The following is a 23560-nucleotide window of genomic DNA, read 5'->3' on the forward strand; positions in this document are numbered from 1 at the left end:
TTGGAGTTTGGATACCAGAGACGGTTATCCAGACCGCTTCGCTTCGGTTTAGCGATTGACGCAATTTGTTACATCGTCGGTGCGCGGCCGCAGGTCGCAGGCGTTCATCGCGGGCTTGGCAAAACAACCCTGGCAGCCCAGAGAACGCGGTCCTTTGCGCAGGTCATTTCGCCTTTGAACGAGATTGCGCCTTCTGCGGGCAGGCAGGCGAGCCTGCTTAAACCTCCGCCGCAAAGGCCCACTGTTTGCCGGGCACACTGGCGTCCGACATATCAGGGTCCAGATGCATCGCTTCGGTTTCACCCATACCTACGCCCGCGAACTGCCCGGCGCCGCCGTGGCCTGGAAGCCTGACGTGGTTCCAGAGCCGCGCCTGCTGTTCGCCAATCCTGAATTGGCCGAAGAGCTGGGCCTGCCGGCCGAAGTGTTGAGCGGCCCGGTCGCTGCAGCACTCTTCGCCGGCAATCTGCTGCCAGACGATGCCGAGCCCATCGCGCAAGCCTATGCGGGTCATCAGTTCGGCGGGTTCTCACCGCAACTCGGCGACGGCCGCGCGCTGCTGCTCGGCGAGGTGGTCGACACGTCGGGCCGGCGCCGCGACATCGCCTTCAAAGGCTCGGGCCGCACACCATTTTCGCGCGGCGGCGACGGCAAGGCGGCCGTCGGCCCGATGCTGCGCGAGGTACTGATCGGCGAGGCCATGCATGCGTTGGGCATCCCCACCACGCGCGCCCTTGCCGTGGTGGCAACCGGCGAGCCGGTGTACCGCGAGACGCCCTTGCCCGGCGCGGTGCTGACCCGTGTGGCCGCCAGCCATCTGCGCGTGGGTACCTTTCAGTTCTTCGCGTCGCGTGGTGACCTGGACACCTTGCGCCGCCTGGCCGACTACACCATCGCCCGCCATGACCCCGCGCTCGCCGGAGCGCCCGACCGCCACCTCGGGCTGCTGCGCGCCGTCGCGGAGCGCCAGGCCAGGCTGGTGGCGCAGTGGCTGAACGTGGGCTTCATCCATGGCGTGATGAACACCGACAACATGGCGCTGTCCGGCGAGACCATCGACTACGGCCCTTGCGCCTTCATGGAGGCCTATGACCCGCAAGCCGTCTTCAGCAGCATTGACCACGCCGGCCGCTACGCCTATGGCAACCAGCCCGGCATCGCGCGCTGGAACCTGGCGCGCTTCGCGGAAACCTTGCTGCCGCTGATGGCGAGCGCCGACGACGAGCCGGGCATCGAGCGCGCCGTGGCCGAAGCGACGGCCGTCATCGACGAATTTCCCGCGCTGCTGGCCGGCGAACTGCTGCGGGGCCAGCGGCAAAAACTGGGCTTGCTCGCTGCCACGCCAGCGGACGACGAGGCCGATGCCACGCTGGCGGACGACTGGCTGAAGTTGCTGCACATGCAAGCGGTCGACTTCACGCTCGCCTGGCGCCATCTGGCCTCGGCAGCCGAAGGCCGCCCCGAGCCGCTGCGCGACCTCTTCGCCGACCGCGCGGCGCTGGACGCCTGGCTGTCCCGCTGGCGCGAGCGTTGCGTCCGTGATGGCGAGGTCGATGTCGTCGAGCGCGTCGCGCGCATGCGCCGCGCCAGCCCTGCGGTCATTCCGCGCAACCACCTCGTCGAGGAAGCCCTGGCCGCCGCGACCGAGGGCAATCTGCAGCCCTTCAACGCGCTGCTGGGCGCGCTGCTCAACCCCTGGGAAGAGGCTGCGCTGCTGACGCGCTATGCGGTGCCGGCGCCCACCGAGGTGACTGCGCGATTCCGCACCTTTTGCGGCACCTGAACCGCACCGGCCACACAACCAAGGAAGCGTCCCGCTGCGCCTGCGATGCCGACGAGATGACAACGGCCTGTTCGACCGAATCCCATCTTGGGACGCCACAAGACCCGTCAAAAGCCAGCCAGAAACGACAAAGCCCGCACTTGGCGGGCTTTGCTAAGTCCTTCACAGGACTCTTTATTTCTTGGTTGCGGGGGCAGGATTTGAACCTACGACCTTTGGGTTATGAGCCCAACGAGCTACCAGACTGCTCCACCCCGCGACTGAAGCTAGCAGTATATACGAGATTCGGCCGTTGAGGCAAATCCCGTGGCGGTGCTTCCAGCGAACCGCAGCGGCACGTCACCCGCGATCGATGAAATGACCCGCAATCAGAAGGGCAGCTGGGCGCCGCGGGCCTGCAGGCGGGTGCGCAGGTGCGAGCGGGCGCGCGACACGCGGCTGCGCACGGTGCCGATGGGCACGGAAAGCAGGGCGGCGGCGTCTTCGTAGCTCATGTCGTCCATGGCGACGAGCAGCAATACCTCGCGCATCTCGGGCATGAGGCCGTCCAGTTCGATCTGCAGCAAGGCCATCAACTGGTTCAGATGGCATTGCTGCTCCGGGTTGGCGTGCAGGCAGGCCGTGGCCTCCAACGCTGACTCGTCCTCAAAGCGGTAGAGCCGCGACGGCGCACGAGACAGGTGGTTGCGCACCAGGTTCATCGCAATGCCGTAGAGCCAGGTCGACAACTGCGACTCGCCGCGGAAGTGCTCATAGGTGCGCGCCGCCTCGACAAACGCCTGCTGGGCCAGTTCCTCGGCTTCGGTGCTGTCACCGATATGGCGCAGCACGAAGCGGTAGAGGCGGTCACGGTGTTCGCCGAACAGCTCCGAGAAGATGACGTTGGGGTCGGCTGCTGCGGGGTGGCGAATCGGTTGACACTGGGGCTGCATGACGGGCTCCGAGCGGATGAAGCGGCCGAAGTGGCCGCCCTGTCTGATCAGACGCCGTCGCAGCAAAGCTTGCGACAAGGCAGACCCGCCCTACCCCACATTTACGGGCATGGGTTAACCCCTGAGGCCGTGAACTACATCACGAAGTCAATGCGAAAGCTGGTTGAGCAGGGTTCGCAGCCGCGCGGCGAGCGCGTCGGCATCGGCGGGTGGCGGCAGGCTGAAGTCGGGGGCCAGGGCCTGGTCCAAAGCTCGACGGCGCTCGATGGCGAGGCTGGCGGGATCCAGGCCCAGGCCGTCGGCGACGCGACGAAAGCGCCAGCCCAGCATGACGGCCGAGAACTCGATCTGCAAAAGATAGGACTGGGCCATCAGCAGGCCCAGGGCTGACTCCGCGCAAGCCACGGCCCGTTTGACGGTGCGCGCCGGCAGCAGGCGGCGCGGTCGCTGGCTGAGGCGCCATTCGCGCTCAGCGATGGCGCTGGCCGCGTCGCCGAAATGCTCGCGCAGCGCCGCGACGAAGAGGCGGCCGATGTCAGCGGAAACCGCGCCCGACGGCGTGGCGCCACTGCAGACTTCGAGCCGACCTTCCACCGGGCTGGCCCAAAGCAGTTGCCCGACGGCCGCGGCGCTCACGAATGCGCCCAACTGAGGGGCTTGAGGCGTCGCCAGCAGCTGGGCGACCTGGGCTTGGGTGGGGTTCAGAACACGGTCCAGAGGTCGGCGAAGGGCGTCGGCAGCAGAAGCGGCCGGCACACCATAGGTAACCGCGACCGCGGCCGGGTTCCGCAACATCGGCTACTTGACGGCTTCCACGCTGAACACCGCGGCGCCATAGTCAGCCGCGCAATTGGGGTGGCCGCAATCCGGCTGGCCCAGCAGCCAGCTCGATGTGCCCGGCGCCGTGCCACCGGCCGGACCCTGGGCCGGCAATGTCAGGAAGCCGTAGCTCGGCTCCTTCTCGGTGGACCAGGGCGCGAAGCTGCGCGGCTCGGCGGCAACGAGGACGAAGAAGTGCTCCGGGCCCGGTGGGTCGCTGGCCTTGAGCGGCCAGCTGGCACCGGGCAGGCGCAGCGTCTCGCCAGCACCGATGTGGTTGTTCTTGGCCTTGTCGTTGGGGTAGAGCTGGACCAGGCTGCCGTCGGGGCCGGCAAGCAGCACATAGACATAGCCCTCGCGCGAGGCACTGACGCTGAAGCGCAGCTCGTCGCGGTCGATGCGCAGGCTGGCGCGCTCCGCCTGCGCCTGCACGTCGAAGCCGTCGCTGTGCCGCGCCACGAGGGACCGGAACTGGCTGGGCAGATCTCGCGCAACGGGTTCGGCCTGCGCAGGCGCGGGAGCCGGAGCGACTGCCGGGACCGACACCGGCGCCGCGGCAATCGGTTCGGCTGGCCCTGCAGGCCGCGTCGCGAACCAGGCCGCTGCACCGGCAGCCGCCAGGCCGGCCAAGCCCAGGCCAAGCCACAGTGGCCCGCGGCTCGCGGCCCGCTTGACGGCGGCTGGAGCCGGCGCCGCTGCAGCGGGCGCCTGGATCAGCGTCGCCATCTGGCCCGGCTTGGGCGCGTAGTGGCCTGCCAGGCCCAGGTCCTCACGGAACTCGGCCATGGACTGGGTGCGCTGGTCGGGCAACACCTGCAAGGCGCGGTCCACGGCCTTGACGAGGCGCTCGCTGTAGCGGCCCTTCGTGAGTTCACCCTGCCGGGCCAGCGGCACGTAGTCGTCCTTGACGATGCGGCCGACGCTGGGTGGCGGCGTGCGGCCGGTGATGGCGCAGTAGACGACGGCGGCCAGGGCGTAGACATCGGTCCACGGCCCCTGCTTCATGCTGGGCACCTCGGCGTACTGCTCGATGGGCGCATAGCCGGGCTTGAGGATGACGGTCAGCGCCTGCGTCATGTCGCCGATGACGCGGCGCGCAGCACCGAAGTCCAGCAACAGGGGGCGGCCGCTGCCGGCCACCAGGATGATGTTGTCGGGTGCGATGTCGCGGTGGTAGCAATGCTCGCCGTGCAGCACCAGCAGGGCCTCGGTCAGCGAGGCCAGCATGTCCATGAGCCAGGCTTCACCGGGCGGCTCGGGCATTTCCTTCAGCGTCTCCTTCAGCGTCTTGCCTTCGATGAAGGGCATGACCATGAAGGCAGTGCCGTTGGCCTCCCAGAACCGGTAGACCTTGACGAGGGACGGGTGGTCGAACTGCGCCAGCAGCTTCGCCTCGTTGATGAAGCTCTTCAGGCCGGCCTCGAAGGTATCGCGGTGGCGTTCCGAGCGCACGCGCACCTGGGAGCTGTCGCCGCGCAAGGCCAGGGCGGCGGGCATGTATTCCTTGAGCGCCACCGTGCGCTCCAGCGCGTGGTCGCGGGCCAGGTAGACGATGCCGAAGCCGCCCTCGCCGAGCACGCGGATGACCTCGAACTCGCCCTGGCGGCTGCCGACGGGCAAGGCGTTGCCGCCGTCCAGCCGGTCGAGGCTCGCAGGTGGTGCCCCGGGCGTAGCCGGGCCGCCTGCCATCACGGCGGGCACGGCTTCGTCAGGAACAGGCGCCGCGGCGACGGGGCCGGTGGCGGCACTGGGCCGGATGATGGTCGCGTCGTTGTCTTCCGGGTCGCTGGAGGAGTTCATCGTTCAGGCGGGACGTCCAACCTGCTGAGTGACGCCACACGCCATTCCGTTCCCCTTGCCGGCAGACAGAGCTGCCGCAGGGAACTAAGCGGCGGCCCCAGTTACTTACCGCCCGAACTCCTGCCTGCCCTGATCGGCAAGCTCACCCGGACCACCATGGACAGCAATCCCTTCGACCCGTCGCCCGACACCGCACAGTCGCTCAGCAGCGACCCCGCGCTGGCGCCGTGGCTGCAGCCCGTGTCCGAGGATGAGGTCTGCGGCCCCGACCTGGAATACGACAACGACTTCCTGGCCTTGACCCAGGCGGCTGCGGGCAAACCCGAAACCCAGTTCGCGTCCGCCGAGCCGCCCGACTGGCGAACCGTGCGCAGCCTGGCCGACGACATCAACACCCGCACCCGCGACCTGCGCGTGGCCAACCTGCTGCTGCGCGCCCGGCTGCGCCTGGAAGGCTTCGCGGTGCTGGCCCCGGGCCTGCGCCTGTTCGAAGAGCTGCTGACGCGCTGGTGGGACGAACTCCACCCCCGCCCCGAGGATGGCGACGCGTTTGCGCGGGTCAATGTCCTCAACGAGCTGGCCAGCCTGGACACCACGCTGGGCGACGTCCGCGCCAGCCTGGTGCTGAACGACCGCGGCATCGGCCAGATCAGTGTGCGCGACATCGAGATCGCCATGGGCGACCTGGCGGCGCGCGACGACGAATCGACACCCTCGCGCAGCCAGATCGAGAACATGCTGGCCGACGCCGTGGCCGGCTATCCGCTGCTCGCCACCCAGGCGCCCGCCGCCGTTGCGGCGCTGGATTCGCTGGTGGCCTGCCTGTCCGTGCGCCTCAACTATGGCGACGTGCCCGACTTCTCGGCGCTGCGCGCGATGCTGGACGCCGTCATCGCCGTCTCGCCGCGCCCGGTCAGCATCGACGCTTCAGCGGACGACCTCGCCGGCATGCTCAACGACCTGGGCATCGCCCAGGGCCAGGACGGCGGTGGCGACTCGCCCGCGCCTGCCCGCCGCGGCCGCAGCGGCGGCGGTGGCGGCCTGGGCGCGATCGAGAGCCGCGCCGATGCCGTGCGTGCCATTGACCTGGTCTGCGCCTACCTCGAGAAGAACGAACCCACCAACCCCGCGGCCGATCTGCTGCGCCGTGCGCAACGTCTCATCGACCGCAACTTCCTGCAGCTGGTACGAGAGTTTGCCCCCGAGGCCGTCGGCGAGGTGGCCCGTATGCTGGGCGTGGACCCTGAAAGCCTGCAGTAGTCGCAAGGAACGCCGCGATGTCGTCTTCATCAAAGCCCCTCCTGCAGTCCGTCGTGGCGCACCGCCTTTTGAATCCCTGAATCCCATCCGCAAGGAGCAATGACATGAGCAAGAGCAGCCAGAAATTCATCGCCCGCAACCGGGCCCCGCGGGTGCAGATCGAGTACGACGTCGAGCTCTACGGCGCCGAGAAGAAGGTGCAGCTGCCCTTCGTGATGGGCGTGATGGCCGACCTGTCCGGCAAGCCCGAGGATCCGCTGCCGCCGGTGGCCGACCGCAAGTTCCTCGAGATCGATGTCGACAACTTCGACTCGCGCATGAAGTCCATGAAGCCGCGCGTCGCCTTCCAGGTCGAGAACACGCTGACCGGCGAGGGCAACCTGCCGGTGGACATCACCTTCGAGAGCATGGACGACTTCTCGCCCGCCGCCGTGGCGCGCAAGGTCGAAGGCCTGAACAAGCTGCTCGAGGCCCGCCAGCAACTGTCCAACCTGATCACCTACATGGACGGCAAGAGCGGCGCCGGCGACCTGATCGCCAAGGTGTTGGCCGACCCCACGCTGCTGAAGACACTGACCGACGCGCCCAAGGCTGAGTAAGCCGCAGCCCACAAGAACACCCTGAAACGACCGGAGTTTCAAACATGACCCAAGCGGAACAGTCAGCATCGGCCCTGGCGGGCGTGACCTTCGAAGGCAATGACTTCGCGGCACTGCTGAACAAGGAATTCAAGCCCAAGACCGAGGAGGCGCGCGGCGCCGTGGCGCAGGCCGTGCAGACGCTGGCCCAGCAGGCGCTGAGCAACACCACGCTGCTCAGCGACGACGCCGTCAAGACCATCGAGGCCATGATCGCGGCCATCGACAGCAAGCTCACCGAGCAGATCAACAAGATCATGCACCACGAGGACTTCCAGAAGCTGGAATCCGCCTGGCGCGGCCTGCACTACCTCGTCAACAACACCGAGACGGACGAGCAGCTCAAGATCCGCGTGATGAATGTCTCCAAGACCGACCTTGGCAAGACGCTCAAGCGCTTCAAGGGCACGGCCTGGGACCAGTCGCCGCTGTTCAAGCGCCTGTACGAAGAGGAATACGGCCAGTTCGGCGGCGAGCCCTATGGCTGCCTGGTGGGCGACTACCACTTCGACCACACGCCCCCCGACGTCGAGCTGCTCGGCGAACTGTCCAAGATCGCCGCCGCCGCCCACGCGCCGCTGGTGACCGGTGCCGCGCCGAGCGTCATGCAGATGGAAAGCTGGCAGGAACTCGCCAACCCGCGCGACCTGACCAAGATCTTCACAACGCCGGAGTACGCCGCCTGGCGGTCCCTGCGCGAGTCCGACGACGCCCGCTACCTGGCCCTGTGCATGCCGCGCTTCCTGTCGCGCGTGCCCTATGGCGCCAAGACCAGCCCGGTCGACGAGTTTGCCTTCGAGGAAGACACCGAGGGCGCCGACCACAGCAAGTACACCTGGTCCAACGCCGCCTATGCGATGGCGGTGAACATCAACAGTTCGTTCAAGCAGTACGGCTGGTGCTCGCGCATCCGCGGCATCGAATCCGGCGGCGCGGTGACCGGCCTGCCCACGCACACCTTCCCGACCGACGACGGCGGCGTGGACATGAAGTGCCCGACCGAGATCGCCATCTCCGACCGCCGCGAGGCCGAGCTGAGCAAGAACGGCTTCCTGTCGATGGTGCACCGCAAGAACAGTGACTTCGCGGCCTTCATCAGCGGCCAGTCGCTGCAAAAGCCCGCCGAGTACGACGACGCCGACGCGACCGCCAATGCCGCACTCGCGGCCCGCCTGCCCTATCTGTTCGCCTGCAATCGCTTCGCCCACTACCTGAAGTGCATCGTGCGCGACAAGGTCGGCTCCTTCAAGTCGCGCGACGCGATGGAAGACTGGCTCAACAGCTGGATCCTGAACTACGTCGACGGTGACCCGATGAACTCGTCGGAAGAGACCAAGGCCAGCCGCCCGCTCGCGGCCGCCCAGGTCGAGGTCTCGGAAGTGGAAGGCGCACCGGGCTACTACCAGTCCAAGTTCTACCTGAAGCCGCACTACCAGCTCGAAGGCCTGACCGTGTCGCTGCGGCTGGTGTCCAAGCTGCCGTCCGAGAAGTCCGCCTAAGACAGTTGGGAGAACTCGCCGGCGCGGGAGCAGGACGGGTCATCTCTCACCACCACCACAACACCCGCGCTTTGAACCCCTAAGGAGATATCAACATGGCAGTCAATGCATTCCTCACCTTCTTCGACAAGGCCGATGGCGAGTCCATCCAGAAGGGCAAGGAAAAGTGGATCGAGATCCAGGGCTGGGACTGGGAAGTCGAAGCCGAGACCAGCTGGACCAAGGGCGGCGGCGCTTCCGTCGGCAAGCCCAACCCCGGCAAGATGAACTGGGAGCACTACTTCGACACCTCGTCGACCGTGATCCTGGGCTATATCTGCACCGGCAAGGCCTTCCCCAAGGTCGAGCTGCAGATGATGAAGACCACGGGCAGTGCCACGCCCGAGACCTACTTCACGATGACGATGGAAGGTTGCTTCATCACCAAGGTCAACCAGAGCGGCACCGAGGAAGGCAACGTCACGCAGAAGGTCGAAATGGTCTTCAAGACCGTCAAGATCGAATACAAGCCGCAGGACAACAAGACCGGCAAGCTCGGCGCGCCCAAGACCTACAACTGGGACATCCCGGCCGGCACGGCTTCGCCGTCGGCGTGATCCCCTGAGCGGCGCCCGGCACCATGAGCCGTTCAAATATTTTTATGCAACTCATCACCGGCGCCGGGCCGGTGGTGGGCGAGGGCCTGCTCGAAGGCTGGGAAGGCTCGATCGAGCTGCTGGAGTTCGGCTGGGGCATGCAGGCCCTCAAGGACCCCAAGAGCAAAGCCAGCGGCCTGGCCGCAGCGGCTGCCGCCGCTGCAGCCTCGATGGCAGGGCTGGGTACGCCCGTCAGCATCAAGATGCAGCCGCTGACCTTCAAGAAGCGGTTTGACGTCGGCTCCTCGCAGATGCATTTCTGCCTGGACAACCACCTGCCCGTGCTCAGCGCGTCCATCACGGTGCTGCACATCAAGCAGCAAGGCCGGGCCATCCATCAACCTGGCTTCACCGTCGTCTGTACCCAGGGCTACTTTGCCGACTGCACCCTGGAGGTGTCAGACGATGGCCTGTCCAAGGAGGTGAGGGAAAGCTGGACCCTCAACTTCAAGAACATCAAGATGATGTATCTGAAGACCCTCGGCAAGGACAACCTGCCCACGGCCCCCTTCTTCCACCCATTGGCCCTCTGATGTCCAACAACGGCGCCGACATCTTCCTGGTTCTGCTGCGCCCCACCCGCGTGCCGGTCGTGGGCGAAGCAGCGTCCGAAGGCTTCCAGGGGCAGATCCTGGTGGAGACGCTCAACTGGAAGCTGCACAACGAGGACGAGCGCAAGAGCGCCAGCAAGGCGGCAGCGGCCTTCACCCTCGCGAGCGGCAGAGCAGACAAGCAAGGCAGCAACGAGTTGCGCGCGATGCATGCGGCCAGCGACGATTACCAGAAGCGGGACAAGAGGCTGCAGGAGTCCTTCGCGAAAGCCCAGCGTGGCGGCAATTTTTCCGAGGCGGACTGGAAAGCCCACCAGGACCAGCGCGATGCCCTCGGGGCGGCTTTCAACAAGAAGCTCGAAAGCATCGCCAGGGATCCCAACGCCTTCGCGCCTTCCGACCCGCAAAAAGCCGAAAAGGCGGCCACGCTGCAAGGCGAGCGGGAGAAGCAGTACGCGGACCTCGAACGCAACCGCAATTTCGAGTTCACGTTCACCAAGCGGGTCGACATCGCCAGCACCCAGATGCTGAACTCGATGAAGGCGGGCAACATCTTCCCCTCGGGCACGCTGACCATCCACCGGCGCTCGGCGACGTTCCTGGACGGCACTTCGCTGATTTTCACCATCCAGAAGATCCGCCTGCTGGAATACGAGTTGGACGTGGTCGTGAACGAGACCATGACGGAGATGATGGAGAAGTGGACCTGCGAATTCGGTTCGCTCGCCTACGTCTACAAGAACCCGCCATCTCACTATTCGCACAGCAACACCGGCCAGGCCGTCGCCAAGACCGCGTCGCAGAACACGACGCGCGCCTTCACGATGAAGAACATCGGTTCTCCAATCTAAGCCCCCATGGCCCTGACCAATTACCGGGACGTCAGCACGTCGATGAGCGACGTGTCGGCCGGCTTCCAGTTCGAGTTCTTCTGCGAGAAATGCGGCGAGAGCTCGCGCTCGGCCTTCAGGCCCTATCGCAAGGGCCAGATCACGGGCTGGCTGAGCCGTTTCGCATTCATGTTCTACGACCTGAACAAGGCCAGCCGCGCCACCGGTGCGTTTGCCGAAGCCGGTGGTGGCAGTGCCAAGGCCGAGGCCCTGGCCGAAGCCATGGCCGCCGCGGCACCGCTGTACGAGAAATGCACCGGCTGCCGCAAATGGGTGGGCCGCGAATGCTGGAACAGCAGCAGCAACAGCTGCCGCGATTGCGCCGCCCGTTCCGCGCTGGATGCGGGTTCGGCCAGCCAGGGCGCTGCCAGCGGCGGCGGCTCGGCCTGCCCGAACTGCCAGACGCCCAGCCAGGGCGGGCGCTTCTGCCACGAATGCGGCTTCGACATGGCCAGCACGCACAAGAGCTGCCCGGCCTGCGGCATCACCCTCTCGCGGCAAGCCCGCTTCTGCACGGACTGCGGCCATGGCTTCTGATCTCTCTCCCCAACAAGCCGCCGAAGAGCTACTCCGCGCCGGCGACCCGCGCGCCGCACTCGCCAAGCTGACCGAGGCCGTGCGCGCCAAGCCGGCCGATCCCAAGCTGCGCACCTTCATGTCCCAGCTGCTCAGCGTGCTCGGCCAGTGGGAACGCGCCCACACCCAGCTCAATGTCGTCGCCGACATGGACAAGCTGGCCATCCCGATGCGCGAGACCGTCGGCCACGCCATCCGCTGCGAGCTGCTGCGCGCCCAGGTGTTTGCCGGCAAGCGCACGCCGGTTGTCTTCGGCCAGCCCGAGGCCTGGGTGGCCCAGTTGATCGAGTCCCTCAAGCAGCAGGCCGAGGGCAACCACCAGCTCGCGGCCGACCTCGCCACCAAGGCCTTCGAGGCCGCGCCGACGAGTGCGGGCAGCATCGACGGCCAGCGCTTCGAGTGGCTCGCCGACGCCGATTCACGCCTCGGCCCGGTGCTCGAGGTCTGCCTCAACGGCCACTACACCTGGGTGCCCTTCCAGCACCTGGCCAAGATCCATTTCGACGCGCCCGAGGACCTGCGCGACTGCGTCTGGATGCCGGCGCAGCTGAGCTTCACCAATGGCGGCAACAGCGTTGCCCTGGTGCCCACGCGCTACCCGGGCTCCGAGAAGAGCGAGGATGGCCTCATCAACCTGGCGCGCAAGACCGAATGGCAAGCACTGCCAGGCGAGGACCGCTATGCCGGCCTGGGCCAGCGCGTGCTGACCAGCGACATCGGCGACCACGACCTGATGGCCGTCAGAGAAATTCTCTTCGACGCCAGCGAGGCCACGCAGACCGAAGGCAACTGATGGCCAGCTTCGGTGCCCAGGACCGCCTCCAACCCTCGCTGCTGGACCGGCTCACCGACAACGATGCCAGCTCCAAGGTCGAGGCCCTCGAGGCCCGCGTACTGAGCCGCAAGCAGCTGCGTGAGGCCGTGCTGCGCGACCTCTCCTGGCTGTTCAACGCGGTGTGTGAAGAGCCGGACATCGGCAACCGCAACGACCCCGAACGCACGGCGCTATGGAAGAGCCTGCCGCATGCCCGCGACTCGGTGCTGAATTTCGGCATCCTGCCCCTGACCGGGCAGACCATGACCATCCACCAGTTCCCCCTCATCGAGGCCCAGGTGCGCCAGGCCATCATCCGCTTCGAGCCGCGACTGGACCCGGACACGGTGGAGGTGCGCATCGCCAACGACATGAGCACCGGCCTGCGCCCCACCAGCCTGCGCCTGACCATCAAGGGCCAGATGTGGAACCAGCCAGTGCCGCTGGAGTTGCTGCTCAGCGCTGACGTAGACGTGGATACTGGTCAAGCCGCCGTGCGTGATATGCGCGGCTGAAACAATGAACATGGCCACAGAGACACAGAGGCACAGAGAAACTGAAGGAAGAGTCTCGTATTCCTCCGTGCCTCTGTGCCTCTGTGGCTGTGTTTCCCGGCTGCGTCGGAACCCCTGATGGACCCCCGCCTCCTTCGCTACTACAACCAGGAACTGCGCTATCTCCGCGAGATGGGTGGTGAGTTCGCGCGCGAGTTTCCCAAGATCGCCGGGCGCTTGGGCATGGAGGGCCTGGAGGTTGCCGACCCCTATGTGGAACGCCTGCTCGAAGGCACGGCCTTCTTGGCCGCGCGCGTGCAGCTCAAGCAGGATGCCGAGTTCCCCCAGCTCGCCCAGGCGCTGCTGGACATGGTCTGCCCCAACCTTGGCGCACCGATCCCGTCTATGTTGGTGGCTCAGCTCGAGCCCGCTCAGGACCCCAACCTGATCGCCGGCTTCACGCTGCCGCGCGGCAGCGCGCTGATGGGCGCCAAGACGCCGCTGGGGCCGACGCGCTGCGAGTTCCGCACCGCCCAGCCGGTCACGCTGACGCCCATCCGGGTCAGCCAGGTCGAGTACTTCCTCAGCGCCACCGACATCAATTTCAGCGGCCTGCCGCTGCGCGAGCGACCCAAGAGCGGCGTGCGTGTGCGCATGGAGCTGCCCAGCGGCATGAGCTTCTCGCGGCTGCCGCTGGACAGCCTGCGCTTCTTCATGGGCGGGCTGCAGGACGTGGCGCTGAAGCTGCACGAGCTCGCCACCTGCCGCTGCGTGGGCGTGCTGGCCGGGCCTGGTGGCAAGGAGGCTGCGGCCAAGCGCCAGTTCATCCCGGCCAACCGCGTGCGCCACGTCGGCCTGGCCGATGACGAGGCCATGCTGCCGGTGACACTGCGCGGCCTGTCCGGCACGCGGCTGATGCAGGAGTACTTCGCCTTCCCGCAGCGCTTCCTGTTCATCGACGTTGCTGGCCTCAAGCCCAGCTTCGCTGCCTGCACGGGCAACAGCTTCGAGCTGGTGCTGCTGTTCGACCGCTACGAAGCCAGCCTGGAGGGCGGCGGCGAGCCGGCCAACTTCAGCCTGAACTGCGTGCCGGCCATCAACCTCTTCGAGCGCCGCGCCGAACGCATCACGGTCGACGACAGCGCTACCGCCTTCCAGGTCATTCCCGACCGACTGGCCGGCGCCGACTTCGAGGTGTTCGACGTCGCCTCGGTCACCGGCTTCTCCAGCGACACCGACGAGCTGCAGTTCCTGCCGCTGTTCGACGTGCCCCATGCCGACCCAGCCGGCGCCTCCGGCTATTTCAGCCTGCTGCGCGAGCCGCGTCTGGCCAGCGACCGCGCCAAGCGCGAGGGGCCGCGCTCGGCCTATGTCGGCAGCGAGGTCTTTTTGTCCCTGGTCGACCTGCAGCGCGCGCCCTACCGGGCCGATCTGCGCCAGCTGGCCGCCAAGATCCGCTGCACCAACCGCGACCTGCCGCTCTTCATGCCCGCCGGCCGCGATCATGGTGGCCTGACGCTGGAGACCCGTGCGCCCGTCGACCATGTCGCCGTCGTGGCCGGCCCGTCGCGGCCCGGCAGCGCGGCGCGCGAAGGCGCACTGGCCTGGCGGCTGCTGTCCCTGCTATCGCTGAACTACCTGTCCCTTGTCGACGAGGACCCCGAGCGCGGTGCGCTGGCCCTGCGCGAACTGCTCGGCCTGTTCGGCCAAAGCTCCGGCGCCGGCCTGCTGCGGCAGATCGAAGGCGTGCGCTCCGTCACCACACTGCCCATCGTGCGCCGCCATCCAGCGCCAGGCCCCATCGCCTTCGGCCGCGGGTTGGAGGTGCAGCTGACGGTGGACGAGCTCTCCTTCGAAGGTGGCAGCGCGACGCTGCTGGGCGCCGTGCTGCACCACTACTTCAGCCGCCACGTGTCGATGAACAGCTTTGTCCAGACGCTGCTGGTCTCGCGCACCCGCGGCGAGTTGAAGCGCTGGCAACCGCTGCCGGGCGCCAGGGCAGTGTTGTGAGCGCAAAGCCTGAGCCATCGATCTTCGACGCGCTGGCCGCGCGCCCGGGCCGCTTCGACCTCTTCCAGGCCCTGCGCCGCATCGAGGCCGCCCACGCCGACAAGCCGCGCCTGGGCGACGCGCTGCGCCCAGGCGACGAGCCGGTGCGCTTTGCCAGCGAACCGGCGCTGAACTTCGCGCCGACGGCCATCACCAAACTGGCAGCCAACGACCACGGACCGCCACGCCTGGTGCAGCGGGTGCTGAGCCTGTTCGGCCCCAATGGTGCCCTGCCCACGCACCTGACCGAATACGCCCGCGAGCGGGCCATGCACCACGGCGACCGCACCTTCGCGGCCTTTGCCGACATGCTGCTGCATCGCTTCGGCCTGCTCTTCTACCGGGCCTGGGCGCGCGCCAACCCGGTGGTGGGCATGGATCGCAGCCGCGACGCGCCCATCGTGCGCCATGTGGGCGCCCTCATCGGCCTGGCCGAGCCGTCGCTGCGCGAGCGCGACGCCCTGGGCGACTTCCCCAAGCTCTATTTCGCCGGCCGCCTGGCTCGCTCGGCGCGCGACGCCGATGGCCTGCAGAGCTGGATCGCGCTGCGCTTTCGCGTGCCGGCCCTGGTGCAGCAGTTCAGCGGCCACTGGATGCCGCTGGGGCTCGAGGAGCGCACCCGTCTCGTCAAGCACGACGGCGTGGCCCTGGGTCGCGGTGCCGTGCTGGGCCGCCAGGTCTGGGATGTGCAGCACAAGTTCCGCATCGAGATCGGCCCCCTGGGCTGGGAGGCATTCCAGGCCTTCCTGCCGTCGGGCCCGCATCTGCCGGCCCTGCAGGCCATGGTGAGGCAATACGTCGGCCAGGAGTTCGCCTGGGATGTGCGCCTGCGCCTCAAGCCCGCCGAGGTGCCGGCCTGGCCGCTGGGCAAGCGTCCCGGCGTCGGCATGCTGGGCCGCAGCGCCTGGCTCAACAGCCAGCGCCCGCGCAAGCGTGCCGACCAGCTGCTGATGAACGTCGAGAGCATCTGCCGGGGGGCGCTGAAACCCTCGCTTGCCCCCAAGCATCAGATGTAGCGCGCTCAGAGCGGAACCGAACGGCGCCCTTGGTCACTTAGCACCGAGGAGAACTGGAAATGACTGACATCAGCCGCCAAGCCCTGTTCGGCAAGCTCAACCCGCTGGCCTACAAATCCATCGAAGGCGCCACCGTCTTCTGCAAGCTCAGGGGCAACCCTTATGTCGAGCTGGTGCACTGGATCACCCAGCTGCTGGAGAACAACGAGTCCGACGTCAGCGCCATCGTGCGCCACTACGGGCTGGACGCCGCCGCGCTTGCGCGTGACGTGACAACGGCGCTGGACCGCCTGCCGCGCGGCTCCACCGCCATCAGCGACTTCTCCGAGCACATCACCCACGCCATTCAGCAGGGCTGGGTCTATGCCACGCTGATGTATGGCGACGCCCAGGTGCGCAGCGGCCACCTGCTGCTGGCGCTGCTGTCCACGCGCACGCTGCGTGAAGCGCTGTTCGGCATCTCGCGCCAGTTCGAGAAAATCAAGGCCGATGACCTGGCCGACAAGCTGCAAAGCCTGGTCGGCAAGACCGGCGAAGCGGGCCTGGGCGCCACCGACGGCAGCGCGTTGAACAGCGCGCAACCCGGCCAAGCCGAGGGCGCGATGGCTCCCGCCGCCATGGGCCGCCAGGAGGCGCTGAAGAAGTTCACCGTCGACCTGACCGAGAAGGCGCGCAAGGGCGAGATCGATCCGGTGACGGGCCGCGACGACGAGATCCGCCAGATCGTCGACATCTTGATGCGCCGCCGCCAGAACAACCCGCTGCTGACCGGCGAGGCCGGCGTCGGCAAGACGGCCGTGGTGGAGGGCTTTGCGCTGCGCCTGGCGCGCGGCGACGTGCCTCCGCCCATGCAGGGCGTGACGCTGCTGACGCTCGACATCGGCCTGCTGCAGGCCGGCGCGTCGATGAAGGGAGAGTTCGAGCAGCGCCTGCGCCAGGTCATCGACGAGGTGCAGGGCAGCCCCACGCCCATCATCCTGTTCATCGACGAGATCCACACCCTCGTCGGCGCGGGTGGCGCCGCCGGCACGGGCGACGCGGCCAACCTGCTCAAGCCCGCTCTGGCGCGCGGCAACCTGCGCACCGTCGGCGCCACGACCTGGGCGGAGTACAAGAAGTACATCGAGAAGGACCCGGCCCTGACCCGCCGCTTCCAGACCGTGCAGGTCGAGGAGCCCGACGAGAAGAAGGCCATCCTGATGCTGCGCGGCGTGGCCACCGTGCTGGAGAAGCACCACAAGGTCCAGCTGCTGGACGAGGCCATCGAGGCCGCCGTCAAGCTGTCGCACCGCTACATCCCGGCCCGTCAGCTGCCCGACAAGGCCGTCAGCCTGCTGGACACCGCCTGCGCCCGCGTGGCCGTCAGCCAGCACGCGATGCCGGCCGAGGTCGAGGACTGCAAGCGTCGCATCGAATCGCTGGAGATCGAGCAGGGCATCATCGGCCGCGAGGCCCAGGTGGGCGTGCATATCGGCGACCGCGGCGTGTCGGTGGAAGAGAAGCTGGCCAACGAGCGCGCGCGCCTCGCGACGCTGGAAGTGCGCTGGCAGCAGGAGAAGGATGTCGTCGCCAAGATCCTGGAGCTGCGCGCCAAGTTGCGCGGTGATGGCCAGCCGGTGGACGAAGCAGCTTCAGCCCAACCCGACCGCGACGGCCTGCTGGGCGAGATGCACGCCGCCCAGGCCCAGCTAGCCGAGCTGCAAGGCGACGCCCCGCTGATCCTGCCCTCGGTCGACGCGCAGGCCGTGGCCAGCGTCGTCGCCGACTGGACCGGCATCCCCGTCGGCCGCATGGTCAAGAACGAGCTGGAAGCCGTGCTGCGCCTGGGCGCCACGCTAGGCCAGCGCGTCATCGGCCAGCAGCATGGCCTGGACATGATCGCCCGGCGCATCCAGACCTCGCGCGCCAAGCTGGACAACCCCAACAAACCCATCGGCGTCTTCATGCTGTGCGGCACCTCGGGTGTGGGCAAGACCGAGACGGCGCTGGCGCTGGCCGAATCGCTGTACGGCGGCGAGCAGAACGTCATCACCATCAACATGAGCGAGTACCAGGAGTCGCACACCGTCTCCACGCTCAAGGGCGCGCCTCCGGGCTACGTGGGCTACGGCGAGGGCGGCGTGCTGACCGAGGCCGTGCGCCGCCGGCCCTACAGCGTCGTGCTGCTGGACGAGGTCGAGAAGGCCCACCCCGACGTGCACGAACTCTTCTTCCAGGTCTTCGACAAGGGCTGGATGGAGGACGGCGAAGGCCGCATGATCGACTTCAAGAACACCATCATCCTGCTGACCAGCAATGTGGGTTCCGAGCTCATCATGAACATGTGCCGCGACCCCGAGCTGCTGCCCGACCCCGAGTCGCTGGCCACGGCCCTGACCGAGCCGCTGCAGAAGGTTTTCCCGCCGGCGCTGCTGGGCCGCATCGTCACGATCCCGTACTACCCGCTGAGCGATGAGATGCTGGCCCGCATCGTGCGCCTGCAGCTCGGCCGCATCGTCAAGCGCGTCGCCGAGAACCACCGCATCCCGTTCGAGTACAGCGACGCGGCGGTGGAGCTCATCGTCAAGCGCTGCAACAACGCGGAGTCGGGCGGCCGCATCATCGACGCCATCCTGACCAACACGGTGCTGCCCAAGGTGTCGATCGAGTACCTGTCGCGCACGGCCTCGGGTCAGCCGCTGGCACGCGTCGCCCTGGGCGTGGCGGACGGGGATTTCTCCTACGCGTTCGATTGAGGCCGCAGATGAAGGCCGTAGTGACTTCCCGGGCCGAGCGCCGGGCCGCTCCCAAGCCGGCCCGCCGGGCGATGTGCTTGCGGCTCAACGCCGCAAGCATCGCCGTCCCCTCGGGGGACCGGTCGATGTACTCATCGGACGAGGGGCCGACACATGTCTAGTGTGATGTCCATCACCACCAAGCTGGGTGGTGAAAAGTTGCTGGTCTTGCGCATGGAGGGTCGGGAGCAGCTCGGCGCGCTGCCCGAGTGGCAGGTCGACCTGGTCGGCAACGTCAGCCTGCTGGGCGTGCGCGAGTCCATCGACCTGCACGCCCTGCTGGGCTCGCGTGCCAATGTCAGCATCGAGCATGGTGCCAAGCGTCACTTCAATGGCTTCATCACCGAAGTCCAGCGCGGTGAACGCCATGGCCGCTTTGACTCCTTCCGCATCACCATGCGGCCCTGGACCTGGTTCGCCACGCGCACGCGCAACTCCAAGGTGTTCCAGAACAAGAGCGTGAAGGACATCGTCACCGCCGTCCTCACGCCCTACAGCGCCGACTTCGCCTGGCGGCTGCAGGACGCCGCGGTCTACAAGCCGCTCGAGTATTGCGTGCAGTACCAGGAATCGGACTTCGACTTCGTCAGCCGTTTGCTGGAAGAGTTCGGCATCTACTATTTCTTCGAGCACACCAGCACCACCCACACCCTGGTGCTGATCGACTCGATGGGCAAGCACAAGGCCAAGACGGGCGACAAGACCGTCAAATGGTCCCACAAGCTCGATGCCACCAAGCCCACCCTCGTCGACTGGAAGATGGTCGAGGAAGTGCATTCGGTCAAGGCCGTGGTGCGCGACTACGACTACCTCGCGACGGCGTCTGCCATCCAGCAGGAGCACAGCGCGCTGCCCACGGCGGCGACCGCCAAGCTCGGCGACGCCGAGGTCTATGAGTTCCCGGCGCGTGCGGTGCAAAACCAGGTCAAGCCCGACGCGCAGCCGACCGCGGCGGCCGCCATTCGCGTCGCCAAGATGCGGCTGGAAGAGCTGCAGTCGCTGCAGCAGATCTACACCGGCACCACCAACTGCAACGACATCACGGTGGGCGCCACCTTCGATCTCGAAGACGCCCTGAATGCGGCCGACGACGACAGCTACCTGATCGTCGGCATGAACTTCCACGCCGAGTTCGCCGACCACGAGGCCATCGACGATCTCAGGTCCCTGCCGCGCCGCCGCGACGGCGTGATCGCCAATCTCATGTGCATCAGCACGGGCGGCAATGCCTTCCGCCCGCAGCGCCGCACGCCGCGGCCCATCATGTACGGGCCGCAGACGGCCATCGTCGTCGGCGCCTCGGGCAACGAGGTGGAGACCGACAAGCACGGCCGCATCAAGGTGCAGTTCCACTGGGACCGCCTGGGCGAGAACAACGAAAACAGCTCCTGCTTCGTGCGCCTGTCCCAGCCCTGGGCGGGCAAGGGCATGGGGCTGTGGATGATCCCGCGCGTCGGCCACGAAGTGGTCGTCAGCTTCATCGGCGGCGACCCCGACCGGCCCCTCATCACGGGCTCGGTGCACAACGACATCAACACGCCCATCTATCCCCTGCCCGCCAATTCCGACATCAGCGGCTGGCGCACCCACTCGACCAAGAACGGCGCGGCCGACGCTCGCCATGAACTGCGTTTCGACGACAAGACGGGCAAGGAATACGTCTGGCTGCAGTCGCAGAAGAACTTCCATCGCCACGTGAAGGAAGACGCCTTCGACTGGATCGAGATGAACGAGACCAAGAAGGTCAAGCTCACGCGCAAGGAGGTCGTCGGCGAGAACTGGTATGTCAACGTCGGCAAGGACGTCATGCACGACCTCGGCAAGGACTTGCACACCAAGGTCGCCGGCGACATCTTCACCACGGGTGCGGCCACCTACCAGCTCAAGCTTGAGAAAGACTTCAACGCCAAGGTCGGTGCCGACTACGGGCTTGACGTCACCGGCAAGACGGCCGTCAAGGCCGGCGGCGACATCAACCTGCAAAGCGGCGGCGCGGGCAACTTCAAGACGACCGGCAACCTGGTCGGCGAGGCCGGTGCCAAGCTGTCGCTGAAGGCCACAGCCGACCTGTTGATGCAAGCCGTCAACATCAAGGCCAAGGGCAGCGCCGAGATCGTGCTGGAGGCCACGGCCGGCATCAAGATCGTCTGCGGCGGCTCGGTCATCACGCTGGGCCCGGCGGGCGTCACCATCGACGGCCCCCTCGTCAAGGTCAACTGTGGCGGTGGCGGCGGCTCCGCCGGCGCAGCCGAGAGCGCGGCCGCGGCCGAGCCCAAGGCGCCGGAAGACGCCATGAACCAGGAACTGCTGACGTCCGCCAAGGCCACGGACTACGACAAGCTTTTTGAAGACCCCTTGACCGTCGGCCAAGAGGCGCCAAACACCGCCGCCGCGGCCAATGCGAGCGCGGACGCCGCAGCAGCGGCCAAGGCCGCCGCAGATACCGCTGCTGCCGCCGCGGCCGCTGCAGCCCGTGCGGCGAAGATCCGCGCTGCCGGCCTTGCCGGCGCAGCCGCCGCCCTTGCAGCAGGAGGCGCTGCAGCGGCCGCCTTGGCCGCGGCCGCGGCCGGCGGCGGAGGCGGGGCGGAGGACAACGAGGACGACGCGAAAAACGCCGACGCAGCCGCCCCACCTCCCGACGACGCCGCAGGCCCCGAGGGCGGCGGAGGGCCGGCTTGAACGCTGCCGCTCTGGCCACGGCCCAGATCCGATCAGCACTGTGGGACCGGCCGGACGGGCGCGTGCATGCCGTCGTCGACGGTGGTGTCATCCCCGGCCTGCTGGAACGGCTGCAGGCCGGGCAGTCCGTCGGCTGGGACTGCCTGCAGCGCGGCGCCCTCAAGCCCGAGGCCGCCGCGCAGGCGGCCTACATCGTCGAGCTGCAACCCGAGGCCGATCTCACCCGTTGGTTGCTCGGTGAAGCCTGCACCGCCTTCGAGGGATGGGGTGTGCTGATGACGTCCAACCGGCCGCTGCTCGCCATGCGCGAGCACAGCCGTGACCTCGCGGAGGTGCGCACGCCCGAGGGCCGCCGCCGGCCCTGGCGCTGGTGGGACCCCGAGCTGCTGGCCCTGCTGCTACCCGGCCTCGCGCCGTCGCAGCTCGACGCCTTCTTCGCGGCCGGGCAGCAGCTTGTCTGCCCGGCCGCGAAGCGCTGGACCTGGTGGCAGCGCCTGAACGGCGTGCTGGACAGCCAAGTCCGGGAGCGGGTGAACTGATGCTCCAACTCAACGCGGATCAGCTGGAAAAAGTCGAGGCCCTGCAGCTCAAGCGCGACTCGCGCGAGCTGCTGCAACTGCTGGGCAGCGCCTGGCCCGAGGTCGCCGAACAGCTCCACGCCCGCTGGCCAGCCTTCATCGAAGTGGCGCTGGAACATGCACAGCAAATCGGCTTGCGCCATGTCGCTGAGCTGGCCCGTTATGCCTCGCTGTGCTGCCTGTGGGGCGCGGGCTTCGAGGCCAAGCCGCGCTTCGAATGGGCAGCGGCCATTGCTGCCGACGCCACGCTGAGCCCGACGCTGCGCCTTCACCAGCTCACCCATCGCTCCCGCGAGGAACTGGTGCGCCGCGCCGCCAAGGCCGCCCCAACCGGCGACGCGATGACACCCGCCGGCTACGACAAGGCCCTGGCCGCCGTTGAAGCGGGGCTCGGCCGTGCAGCGCGTGGCCGAGCCATCTTTCTCGACCAGCCGCCGCCGCCCCGGCCCAAGGCCTGCGATCTCGCCGCCATCACCTTCGCCGTCGCCGAGCCAAAACCGCTGCAGGCCTACCAGGGCCAGGACGGCAGCTGGCGGCGCGTCGACCTGGCGCCCTGGGCGCCGCAGCCAGAAACCTTGTCCACACCGCTGGAAGAACCCCGCCTGCTGCCGGTGCTCAGCCGCGCCGTGGGCGCAGGCGCGAGCGCGCGGCTGCAGCTCGCGGTCAGCACCGAAGCCACCTGTGATGCCCACCACCCCGAGGTGCTGCACGCAACCGGCGCCGGCCGCCTGACCTGGCGCGGCGCCGACACTGCCCGCCTGAGCCTGACGCTGCATGCACCGCCCAGCCCGCCGCCCGACCCCAAGCTCGGCCCCGCCGGCATCGCCCACGGCGAGCCGCCCGATGTGCAGAGCGTCAGCATCAGCAGCTGCGGCATCCGCAACGCGGGCGCGCCACTGGGCCGCATCGAGCTCGGCCTGCAGGTGCATGCCGCCACGCAGCGCCTTGTCGAAGTCAGGCATGGCGCACTGCCCGCCCAGGCCTGGCCCGTCGAAGGCGAAGCCCCGCTGCTGAACGCGGCAGGTACCGCCTGCCATCTCGAAGCCGATGGCCATACCGAACCCGCACCGGCCTGGCTGAAGGCCTGGCAGACGCTCCAGCCGTTGAGCCGCGCCGGGCTCGAAAAACTCTTCATCGCCTGGTCTCGCCACATGGCCGGCAGCAGCGGCCGCATGGAGGCCGAATTGGCGCCCCTCGTCGGCCAGGCCGGCATCACCTGGGGTTGGCAACACGAAAAAGACGGCGCCGTCGCGCTGCGCGTGCAGGGCGCCATCGACTTTGCCGCCCTGGTGCTGGACCTGCGCCTGAGCGGCGAACTCGACTGGCTCGGCAGCCGAGCCCGTGTCAGCCTGCGCGCCCAGGGCCGCAGCGAGTGGCGCATGAGCCTCGCTGACGGCGCCGCGTTGGAGCAAGCCAAGGCGTCCTGGCGCCACCCCTTCACGCTGAGCCTCGACGCGATTGCCAACGGCCAGCCGGCCCTGCTGTCGGCCGGCCCGCTGGCCGAGCCGCTGCGCGGCGCCATCGTCGGCGAATGCGGCCTGCGTCCGCGCCCGGACGGACGTGGCCAGCAATGGTTCTACCGCCTGGCGATCGAGCCGGTGAACGTCTGCCTGCTGCGCCAGGACCCGCTCGGCGGCGCGCAGCGCCAGCAGCGCGAGCTGATCCCGGCTCTGACCCTCATCGACTGGAGTGGAGGCTGATATGAGGCCCCCACGCTCATTCCATTCACTGCCCCCCGAGGGGGCGCGTCAGCGCCTTCGGGCGGCCGGGCGG

The 23560-nt window shown here is 67.8% G+C and carries 19 protein-coding genes and 1 tRNA gene; 16 read left to right on the forward strand and 4 right to left on the reverse strand.

All coding sequences use genetic code 11. From position 1 onward, the window contains the following. Positions 1-283: 283 nt before the first annotated feature. Positions 284-1783 carry a protein adenylyltransferase SelO gene (locus tag AC1DW0_RS26810; RefSeq protein WP_477949071.1) on the forward strand — a complete coding sequence of 500 codons (1500 nt, stop codon included), beginning with the start codon at positions 284-286 and terminating at the stop codon, positions 1781-1783. Between the two features lie 182 nt (positions 1784-1965). Here AC1DW0_RS26810 and AC1DW0_RS26815 read toward each other — a convergent pair. The 4 genes from AC1DW0_RS26815 to AC1DW0_RS26830 all read right to left on the reverse strand — a co-directional run bounded on the left by AC1DW0_RS26815 (position 1966) and on the right by AC1DW0_RS26830 (position 5334). Next, positions 1966-2042 (reverse strand) — tRNA-Met (locus tag AC1DW0_RS26815). A 109-nt stretch (positions 2043-2151) separates the two neighbouring features. Further along, positions 2152-2715: an RNA polymerase sigma factor gene (locus AC1DW0_RS26820; protein WP_056194288.1), complete on the reverse strand. Its 564-nt coding sequence runs from the start codon at positions 2713-2715 to the stop codon at positions 2152-2154. A gap of 147 nt (positions 2716-2862) precedes the next feature. Next, on the reverse strand, positions 2863-3351 hold the full coding sequence (locus AC1DW0_RS26825; protein WP_477949073.1) for a hypothetical protein: 489 nt from the start codon (positions 3349-3351) through the stop codon (positions 2863-2865). 162 nt (positions 3352-3513) lie between these two features. Beyond that, a complete protein-coding gene (locus AC1DW0_RS26830) occupies positions 3514-5334 on the reverse strand; it encodes a serine/threonine protein kinase (protein ID WP_477949075.1) in 1821 nt (606 codons plus the stop codon). A gap of 156 nt (positions 5335-5490) precedes the next feature. Here AC1DW0_RS26830 and tssA point away from each other — a divergent pair, with 156 nt between their 5' ends. From tssA to AC1DW0_RS26905, 15 genes are all read left to right on the forward strand, one after another. Further along, positions 5491-6594 (forward strand): type VI secretion system protein TssA, encoded by a 1104-nt coding sequence (gene tssA, locus AC1DW0_RS26835; protein WP_477949077.1) that lies wholly within the window; start codon positions 5491-5493, stop codon positions 6592-6594. Positions 6595-6698: 104 nt separating this feature from the next. After that, positions 6699-7193: a type VI secretion system contractile sheath small subunit gene (gene tssB, locus AC1DW0_RS26840; protein WP_457394438.1), complete on the forward strand. Its 495-nt coding sequence runs from the start codon at positions 6699-6701 to the stop codon at positions 7191-7193. Between the two features lie 44 nt (positions 7194-7237). Further along, positions 7238-8731: a type VI secretion system contractile sheath large subunit gene (gene tssC / locus AC1DW0_RS26845; RefSeq protein ID WP_056194087.1), complete on the forward strand. Its 1494-nt coding sequence runs from the start codon at positions 7238-7240 to the stop codon at positions 8729-8731. A 95-nt stretch (positions 8732-8826) separates the two neighbouring features. After that, positions 8827-9327 (forward strand): Hcp family type VI secretion system effector, encoded by a 501-nt coding sequence (locus AC1DW0_RS26850; protein WP_056194090.1) that lies wholly within the window; start codon positions 8827-8829, stop codon positions 9325-9327. 44 nt (positions 9328-9371) lie between these two features. Continuing rightward, the gene (locus AC1DW0_RS26855; protein WP_457356272.1) at positions 9372-9899 is read left to right on the forward strand and encodes a hypothetical protein; all 528 of its coding nucleotides are present in this window, start codon (positions 9372-9374) and stop codon (positions 9897-9899) included. Further along, a complete protein-coding gene (locus tag AC1DW0_RS26860; protein ID WP_457447920.1) occupies positions 9899-10768 on the forward strand; it encodes a hypothetical protein in 870 nt (289 codons plus the stop codon). Before AC1DW0_RS26855 ends, AC1DW0_RS26860 begins: the two co-directional genes overlap by 1 nt. A 6-nt stretch (positions 10769-10774) precedes the next feature. Beyond that, a complete protein-coding gene (locus AC1DW0_RS26865; RefSeq protein ID WP_056194100.1) occupies positions 10775-11344 on the forward strand; it encodes a double zinc ribbon domain-containing protein in 570 nt (189 codons plus the stop codon). Beyond that, positions 11334-12176, forward strand: coding sequence for a type VI secretion system accessory protein TagJ (locus AC1DW0_RS26870; RefSeq protein WP_457325120.1), 843 nt, complete (start codon positions 11334-11336; stop codon positions 12174-12176). The genes AC1DW0_RS26865 and AC1DW0_RS26870 overlap by 11 nt, the downstream gene beginning before the upstream one ends. Continuing rightward, positions 12176-12712, forward strand: coding sequence for a type VI secretion system baseplate subunit TssE (tssE, locus tag AC1DW0_RS26875; protein WP_056194104.1), 537 nt, complete (start codon positions 12176-12178; stop codon positions 12710-12712). Before AC1DW0_RS26870 ends, tssE begins: the two co-directional genes overlap by 1 nt. 117 nt (positions 12713-12829) lie before the next feature. Then, positions 12830-14701 (forward strand): type VI secretion system baseplate subunit TssF, encoded by a 1872-nt coding sequence (gene tssF / locus AC1DW0_RS26880; RefSeq protein WP_477949081.1) that lies wholly within the window; start codon positions 12830-12832, stop codon positions 14699-14701. Then, positions 14698-15756 carry a type VI secretion system baseplate subunit TssG gene (gene tssG / locus AC1DW0_RS26885; RefSeq protein WP_477949083.1) on the forward strand — a complete coding sequence of 353 codons (1059 nt, stop codon included), beginning with the start codon at positions 14698-14700 and terminating at the stop codon, positions 15754-15756. The genes tssF and tssG overlap by 4 nt, the downstream gene beginning before the upstream one ends. A 59-nt stretch (positions 15757-15815) precedes the next feature. After that, positions 15816-18491, forward strand: a complete 2676-nt coding sequence (gene tssH, locus AC1DW0_RS26890; protein WP_477949085.1) for a type VI secretion system ATPase TssH — start codon at positions 15816-15818, stop codon at positions 18489-18491. 165 nt (positions 18492-18656) lie between these two features. After that, positions 18657-21209 carry a type VI secretion system Vgr family protein gene (locus AC1DW0_RS26895; protein ID WP_477949086.1) on the forward strand — a complete coding sequence of 851 codons (2553 nt, stop codon included), beginning with the start codon at positions 18657-18659 and terminating at the stop codon, positions 21207-21209. Further along, positions 21206-21748: a DUF4123 domain-containing protein gene (locus AC1DW0_RS26900; protein WP_457356280.1), complete on the forward strand. Its 543-nt coding sequence runs from the start codon at positions 21206-21208 to the stop codon at positions 21746-21748. Before AC1DW0_RS26895 ends, AC1DW0_RS26900 begins: the two co-directional genes overlap by 4 nt. Continuing rightward, positions 21748-23487 (forward strand): hypothetical protein, encoded by a 1740-nt coding sequence (locus AC1DW0_RS26905; RefSeq protein ID WP_477949087.1) that lies wholly within the window; start codon positions 21748-21750, stop codon positions 23485-23487. Before AC1DW0_RS26900 ends, AC1DW0_RS26905 begins: the two co-directional genes overlap by 1 nt. The last annotated feature ends 73 nt before the right edge of the window (positions 23488-23560 follow it).

Source organism: Roseateles sp. P4_D2, from assembly GCF_056401875.1.

What these genes read in the sequence shown, in the direction of transcription:
- AC1DW0_RS26810 (WP_477949071.1), top strand. Translation starts at nt 284, where the DNA reads ATGCATCGCTTCGGTTTCACCCATACCTACGCCCGCGAACTGCCCGGC.
- AC1DW0_RS26820 (WP_056194288.1), bottom strand. Translation starts at nt 2,715, where the DNA reads ATGCAGCCCCAGTGTCAACCGATTCGCCACCCCGCAGCAGCCGACCCC.
- AC1DW0_RS26830 (WP_477949075.1), bottom strand. Translation starts at nt 5,334, where the DNA reads ATGAACTCCTCCAGCGACCCGGAAGACAACGACGCGACCATCATCCGG.
- tssA (WP_477949077.1), top strand. Translation starts at nt 5,491, where the DNA reads ATGGACAGCAATCCCTTCGACCCGTCGCCCGACACCGCACAGTCGCTC.
- tssB (WP_457394438.1), top strand. Translation starts at nt 6,699, where the DNA reads ATGAGCAAGAGCAGCCAGAAATTCATCGCCCGCAACCGGGCCCCGCGG.
- tssC (WP_056194087.1), top strand. Translation starts at nt 7,238, where the DNA reads ATGACCCAAGCGGAACAGTCAGCATCGGCCCTGGCGGGCGTGACCTTC.
- AC1DW0_RS26850 (WP_056194090.1), top strand. Translation starts at nt 8,827, where the DNA reads ATGGCAGTCAATGCATTCCTCACCTTCTTCGACAAGGCCGATGGCGAG.
- AC1DW0_RS26855 (WP_457356272.1), top strand. Translation starts at nt 9,372, where the DNA reads ATGCAACTCATCACCGGCGCCGGGCCGGTGGTGGGCGAGGGCCTGCTC.
- AC1DW0_RS26860 (WP_457447920.1), top strand. Translation starts at nt 9,899, where the DNA reads ATGTCCAACAACGGCGCCGACATCTTCCTGGTTCTGCTGCGCCCCACC.
- AC1DW0_RS26865 (WP_056194100.1), top strand. Translation starts at nt 10,775, where the DNA reads ATGGCCCTGACCAATTACCGGGACGTCAGCACGTCGATGAGCGACGTG.
- AC1DW0_RS26870 (WP_457325120.1), top strand. Translation starts at nt 11,334, where the DNA reads ATGGCTTCTGATCTCTCTCCCCAACAAGCCGCCGAAGAGCTACTCCGC.
- tssE (WP_056194104.1), top strand. Translation starts at nt 12,176, where the DNA reads ATGGCCAGCTTCGGTGCCCAGGACCGCCTCCAACCCTCGCTGCTGGAC.
- tssF (WP_477949081.1), top strand. Translation starts at nt 12,830, where the DNA reads ATGGACCCCCGCCTCCTTCGCTACTACAACCAGGAACTGCGCTATCTC.
- tssH (WP_477949085.1), top strand. Translation starts at nt 15,816, where the DNA reads ATGACTGACATCAGCCGCCAAGCCCTGTTCGGCAAGCTCAACCCGCTG.
- AC1DW0_RS26895 (WP_477949086.1), top strand. Translation starts at nt 18,657, where the DNA reads ATGTCCATCACCACCAAGCTGGGTGGTGAAAAGTTGCTGGTCTTGCGC.
- AC1DW0_RS26905 (WP_477949087.1), top strand. Translation starts at nt 21,748, where the DNA reads ATGCTCCAACTCAACGCGGATCAGCTGGAAAAAGTCGAGGCCCTGCAG.